At 37.2% G+C, this 6,365-nt stretch carries 8 protein-coding genes; 7 read left to right on the forward strand and 1 reads right to left on the reverse strand.

Features of this window, described 5'->3' with window-relative positions; translation table 11 throughout:
* The first annotated feature begins 48 nt into the window (after positions 1 to 48).
* Positions 49 to 795 (forward strand): hypothetical protein, encoded by a 747-nt coding sequence (locus ACWQ4X_RS07595; RefSeq protein WP_005005749.1) that lies wholly within the window; start codon positions 49 to 51, stop codon positions 793 to 795.
* Positions 796 to 894: 99 nt separating this feature from the next.
* Here the strand turns inward: ACWQ4X_RS07595 and ACWQ4X_RS07600 are convergent, their stop codons facing one another.
* Positions 895 to 1,248: a hypothetical protein gene (locus ACWQ4X_RS07600; RefSeq protein ID WP_005005748.1), complete on the reverse strand. Its 354-nt coding sequence runs from the start codon at positions 1,246 to 1,248 to the stop codon at positions 895 to 897.
* A 74-nt stretch (positions 1,249 to 1,322) separates the two neighbouring features.
* Between ACWQ4X_RS07600 and ACWQ4X_RS07605 the strand changes: the two genes are divergently transcribed.
* The 6 genes from ACWQ4X_RS07605 to ACWQ4X_RS07630 all read left to right on the forward strand — a co-directional run.
* Positions 1,323 to 1,841 (forward strand): hypothetical protein, encoded by a 519-nt coding sequence (locus tag ACWQ4X_RS07605; protein WP_005005747.1) that lies wholly within the window; start codon positions 1,323 to 1,325, stop codon positions 1,839 to 1,841.
* A gap of 90 nt (positions 1,842 to 1,931) precedes the next feature.
* Positions 1,932 to 3,254: a hypothetical protein gene (locus tag ACWQ4X_RS07610; protein ID WP_005005746.1), complete on the forward strand. Its 1,323-nt coding sequence runs from the start codon at positions 1,932 to 1,934 to the stop codon at positions 3,252 to 3,254.
* A 1-nt stretch (position 3,255) separates the two neighbouring features.
* On the forward strand, positions 3,256 to 4,023 hold the full coding sequence (locus tag ACWQ4X_RS07615) for a hypothetical protein (RefSeq protein WP_457903228.1): 768 nt from the start codon (positions 3,256 to 3,258) through the stop codon (positions 4,021 to 4,023).
* Between the two features lie 6 nt (positions 4,024 to 4,029).
* Positions 4,030 to 4,413 (forward strand): hypothetical protein, encoded by a 384-nt coding sequence (locus ACWQ4X_RS07620; RefSeq protein ID WP_005005744.1) that lies wholly within the window; start codon positions 4,030 to 4,032, stop codon positions 4,411 to 4,413.
* Positions 4,414 to 4,431: 18 nt separating this feature from the next.
* Complete coding sequence (locus ACWQ4X_RS07625) at positions 4,432 to 6,072, forward strand: LPD1 domain-containing protein (RefSeq protein ID WP_005005743.1); 1,641 nt, start codon at positions 4,432 to 4,434, stop codon at positions 6,070 to 6,072.
* A partial coding sequence (locus tag ACWQ4X_RS07630) for a hypothetical protein (RefSeq protein WP_457903229.1) occupies positions 6,069 to 6,365 on the forward strand: 297 nt, incomplete at its 3' end. The genes ACWQ4X_RS07625 and ACWQ4X_RS07630, both read left to right, overlap by 4 nt.

Raw genomic sequence — 6,365 nt, forward strand, 5'->3', positions numbered from 1 at the left:
CAGGTGTAGTGTATATTTAATGGAACGTTAAAATACTTTTGATTATACATGACTTTTAAAGATGCTGTAACACCACCTTTTAGCAGAGGAAAAAGAGAACATAAGTTCTTGGCTAAAATGTTAAAATCTGAAAAAGATAAGATTAAGCTTTATACCAAAAGTTTAAGAAAAATTACTTTTAATGAGCTTTTAATTAGAGCAACTTTAATTTTAGTTGTGGTTTTTGCGTTAAGTTTTTGTATCTTTGGCGTATACCTATCTTTGAACGGTTTATTCTCAAAAGATGTGCATTTAGGAATGATTGGCATTATAGGTGATAGTAGTAGAATAATATTATGTACCATCTCAGCTATATTGTGCGCGGTTACAGCTTTCAAACTGTTTAAGAAAGCAAAAATTGACTGGAAAGAACATCAGTCATCAAAACGATATGCCAAAGCAATAACGAAAGAGTACCAGTCATTAAATAATTTGATTTTGGAACAGATTAAACAAGATAAAACAGGCAGTTATTGGCTGAACAGCAAAGAGATCCTGAGCATAACAGAGCAATACGAAGATAACATAAATGAAAACACAAAAGATTATCTGGTAAGTTTTACGCAAGATACGACTAAAAAGTATGTTAGGTTTTACATATATAATAATTCGCATATCTCTAATGGGTATACCAATGTTTTACATATACACTCGACTACTTTAACAATTTATTCACACTGTCTAAGTTATTCGGATTCGTTGAGTGTTAAAGACCTTTTAGATATTTCTGTTAAAAGTATTTGCATAAATTATTAGTTTTACTATAATGCTTTTAAGAACAAAATTTAAATGTTTCTTACGACATTAAAAGAATGGGAGGCTTATAGCTTCCCATTTTTCTTTTTAAAATAACTATTATTTTTCTAAAACATCATTTGCCTTTTTCTCAAAACCCTTAACTTCTGCTAAAAGTTCTTCATTTTGGGCCATTGTGTCAGTAAAGGTCTGTTTCGAGAATTTAATGAATTCCAATGCATCATTGATCGATTGCTCTTTGCTTGGCTTCACGTACTTCGGGAGCTTATTGAATTCAGTATCCACATTTCTTTTGATCGCAGAAAAGTCTTTATCAAGCGACTCGAATGCTGCACTGGTTGACTCAAGCTGTATACGTTCAGAAACTCTATGGTCGATGTTTTGGAACACCAGGAACACACATACAAAAACTAAACTAGCAATTAAACTATTTTTTAGAACAACTGTATCCATTTTAAAACCCTTTAACATTTCTTTGATATTTTTAGTATAATCACTTTAATGTCTTTAAAATTTTTTTAAAAAATATGTCTAAAGCCTCCAACGTTGAGCTCTTAAACTTTTATAGTCTTGTTAAAGTACCTTTTAAATATGCTCACAAAGAGGTGTTGTTCTCCATTTCTATTTTATATTTTAACGGTAAAACTAAATCATACGTTCATTATCACAAATTTGAAGATGAAGAATTGCAGACTGTTCTAGGGTATGTGGTTTCGGAGAGTCTGGCGTGGACCTTTGGATCTTTGAAAACTGATAAATTCACTGTTAATCAGAATTTTATTTTCAATACTGTGCAAGAAGTGGAAAAAAGCCTTAAAGAACAAATAAATGCTTTATATAAAAGCACGGGTATAAATGCTAAGTTTTCCATGCAATATGCCTTAAAGGATAAGCCATCTGCAGAAAACAACGACTTATTAGAGAAGATATTTGCGATTGATAAAATGCTACCATTTGCTTTTACATTTAATAATAACGGCGGTTATGAAGTTGCATTAAAAGAATGTTCGTTAAAACTAATTAATGATATTGGGTTTTTCGCTTAAAAGTCCTTAAACTATTAAATACCACTTCATTAATACTTATTTTTAATTATAATGTGGGGTATTAGTAGTTTTAAGTTAGGTCATTAATTAGTGAATAAGAAAACCCTTACCATAGCGATATTGTCAGTTTTGCTATTTGGTTGTGATAAGTTAAAGCCTTCAAATACTGATACTGCATCTCAAGAAGAACAAATAGATCCCATTGAAAAGAAAGTTGAGGAACAAGTTCGCAAATATGATGAACGTGTTACCACTTACAATCCATCTAACTACAAATTACCTCAATCAAGCCTTTCTACCACCAGCCACAAAGTAGCGTGTAATTTTGGTGTAGGGGGAGATCTACCAGCTTTGGCATCAAATGGCATGTTCTCACAGCCGTTATATCGTATTGAAGCTGAGCAGATCATGGATAAAGTTCAGGGCGATGTGATGTATGCCCCTTATTCAATCGCGACATCTGTTGAGGGTGATGTTTTATATGAATCTGAAATTGATAGCTTTGATCGACAGTTAAATACATTACGAAGTTATCAAATTAAATCATCTGAACAAAATATCATTTCGTCATCTGGCTTTTACACCAATTCAAACAAAGCTGTTCGTATGGCACCTATCCGCAGTTACCCGGTTGCTTATGTGAAGCGCTTGGACGGCGATATTGTTTCTACATCTATGTTTAATGATGCATGCGACAAAGAAGTAGGTGTACGTAACTACAAATGGCGCGAAATTGATGTGTCGGGCAAACCATATGCAAGTTTAGCATCCACTGTATCTGAGCAAATTGTTCGGGTGAATCAGTTTGGCATGTTCACCAGTGCATCAAATTTTTACAGCTACTTCAGTAGTGAGTTTGGCAACTTCTTGGATGCAAATAACAAGTTTAGATCCGCATTGGAGAAATCAGGACGTTTCCCTAAAGGTTCAAAAATCTACGTTCCATCTGAGATTAAAACGACTGATGAAACACTGGTGATTACGAAGAACCCTGAGCTTGAAATTACAGACTTCCAAAAAGACAAGGTTTTAGAGGCATACAACAAAGAGGCCAAAATACGGAATCTTGGCCAGATCGTATTCAAGGTCTACAACCTCAAAAACAATACTGTTTTCTATACACCATGGAATGAAACCAAGCACCGTGAAGCGGTCGAGTTTGAACCTATTGTTGTTATCGATGGCAAGGCTTATTCAGCAGTTTGGCATGTTCCTAATACTTTGACATTCAATGATTCGACCAGTGCTGGAAACTTAACGTATTACAACGCTACGGCGCATAACGCATTCGTCAATGCTGTTAAAGGTATATACCAAGGTCAGCAAAGCATGGTTGGTACAGAGCACGAAGATGATACCGAATATTCAATGAAGACTGCAGTTGAATACCAGAAAGCCCAGGCAGAGAAATAATATGGAATTAAGCACTATTGAAAAGAATACCGAAGCTCAATACATTCAATCTGATGCGTATGACCAGCGTGTACATTCAGTATTGATAGTACCTGAACATGCCCTAAAAAAAATTGAGTCGATGATTTTGGCTACTGGTCATGTACAAAGTGACAGTACCAATCTTTTAGAAGTTTTAAGGCCAATGCCTGAAGAATTCAGAAAAGACGTTGATAACACCGAATTTACAGAAAAAGAAAACGGCGACATCGGTGATGCAGCCGTGGTCATTGTTGATGGTTTGATTCACGACACAAAACGCGGTGTTTGGATCTCTCAAAATTGGGGTTGTGGTAGTCCTAAATTCACCAAGATTATTCAGGCTGGAGCTGAGCCACCAATTGAACTGATTGCCAAAAATAAGGGGGATAAGTTTAGTGCGACTTTAACGCACGAATTTCAAAAAGCGTATGAGCGAATGGGTTATACCCAAAAACAGGTCGGTTATATACACATCCTATCAAATGGTACACCAACGACTTTCTTTAACTACCTGAGTGACGAATTGCTGTGCAAACTGGAATTCATATCAGTAGACAACAACCGTTTAAACGCCTCACAAACTAACTTTTATAGTGCCGTAGAGCGAGGATCTGTTTCAGATTGGGGAGTGAGCTATCACAGAAAACCTTTTAACTTAGAAAATTACCCGATCAATTCTCTATTGGTGTCGGGATTAACAATAACTTTTATTTTGTACCTGATTTACAGCTATCTCTTTGGAGCTTAATACCAAATGAAATATTTAAACAGAACATCTCAAGATCGCGAAAAACATCATTACTTTAATCAACAACAGGGCGACAATAGAAAACAGCACAATCCGAACCATCGTCACCACTCTATTAGCTTAAATGATGTATTTCGGTCGTTATTAGCCCTTACTCAACTAGACAAAGACATCCCGACATTGATCAAGCTTTTTGAAGAACAAGGGCTTGAAATATGCGAAACGCGTGTACGCACTTGGTCAACACCCGTGCATATCAACAATAGACCAATACCACACATTATTTTTGTTGGTTTTATGAATTTACTTGAGTGCATCAATGCTGAAGCAAAACTCAAAGATATTAATCTGTTTGATCTGTCAGAAATCTTGGACGATATACGCAACTAACAATTATGTGGTTTAGCTATGACTGAAGAAATAAATAGTAATGAAAAAAAAGATGGTCCTATTACGGATGTAGGTAAAAAGTTTGCTGGTGCACGTAAAGACAACCCATCACCAGACTTCTCAGGCAACATGAATGGAATTAAGTCTGACAGCCTAGTGACTAAAAAGGAATATTGGCAAAAGCCTGATTTTAGAGCTGATGCCCAATCTGGCCATAAACCTGTAAAACATGCACTATTATTTTCTTTGGTCTATGCAAACTTAACCAACAAGCCTTTAGGGGGCGGTTGGTTTAGCATAGGTCAAAAGCAATGGGATGATGCCTACATTGCTACGCTACACTTCTTAAAAAACAAATATGAAAGCTCACACTACGAACGTTTAGAACAACTGACAGACGACTTTAATGCGTACATGACCGTTAAGTTTGGTGCTGGACGAAGTGAAAAAGATATTTTAGAACGCTACTCAGCTGGACGACATACCAATCGCAGAGTTAAACACCCACTATCATTTAGTTCAGACACACGTTTACGCTTAAAAAACTTAATCCCTTTAGGATGGCCAGACGATCGTGTACTTGATACGGATAATTATGGTGCCAAAAAATTATTAAACACTGAGACTGGTCAACATAAGTGGTATGCCGTTAAATCCATTTCAGCAAAGCGGTTTCAAACACTAGATGATTGGACGGAATACGACACATTCAATGCAGCACTAGAAAAAGTAAAAACATTTTTTCAGCCAATTTTAGATGAACGAGTCATAGAACCCAAAAAAGGACGCGCAAAACCACCCAAAAGACCGCGCTACGACAGAGTTGAAGTGCGCGAGGGTAAGGACCATCGAAAGGGTGAAAACATCGATAGCCAGTTGCTTATGGACTATTTCAAATTTTCTGGAGTCGAGTTCGGCAATTGGGTAAATCAAAAGGAACGTGCATGGTTTCTGAATTGCACGTATGACTCACTAATGGATCTTGTCGAACTTCTAGGTCTACCCGTTACGTTCGCATCTTTAGGCGGTAAGCTAGGAATAGCATTCGGTTCGCGTGGCACAGGCGTTGATAGCGCAGCAGCTCACTTTGAACCAGGTAATATGCTTATTCATTTGACCAAGACGCAAGGTGTTGGAGCACTAGCCCATGAGTTCGCGCACGGATTTGATTGTGTTTTGGCAAAACGAAACGGACTCAATAATAACTTTTTTAGCGAATACTTTCTTTACACCAGTAAAGGGCGTTACTCAGTACAGAATCATCAAGAGTCAGCATACAAACATCTTAAAGATGGCCAGACTGCAGATAAGTTTATCAAGCTGGTTAATTATCTTACTTTTAAGTCAACCAAATACCTTGATTACGAAGAAAGACAAGGCGGTACGGGCTTTATGAATAACGCCATGCACCTAGATCAATCACGGTCAATGTATTGGTCACAGCCAACAGAAATCTTTGCCAGACTGTTTGAATGTTGGGTGACGGATAAGCTGGCTGAAAATGATCAACAAAATGGGTTTTTGGTGCACGGCACAGAAGAGTCGGCAAATAGTTGGAATATGAAGTTAAGCGCATATCCAACAGGCAGAGAACGGGCAATTTTAGTTGATTTGATGGATGATTGGCTAAAAGCATTAGTGAGGTCGTGGACGAAATGAATGCAATCACTAAGACCTCAAAAAAAGAACGGATCTTATTCAATAATCCCAAAGCAACACGACTTTACAGGGAAGCAATAACAGAGCTTATTGCGTTTAAACCTTGGGAAGTTAACGCCACTGAGAATATGCTTACGATCTGCAACACCTACCGCTATGTCGTGAATAAACGTTGTTGTTTAGGGTACGAGTTTTGGTGTTACGACCGAAGCGAAAAAGAATGGGTACGTGTTAAGCCCTCAAGCGGTCGCCACAACTATGGGAAAAACTGGTGCAAAACAAATGACAAAAAC

The sequence above is a fragment of the Acinetobacter sp. NigerLNRRAM0016 genome, assembly GCF_054112845.1.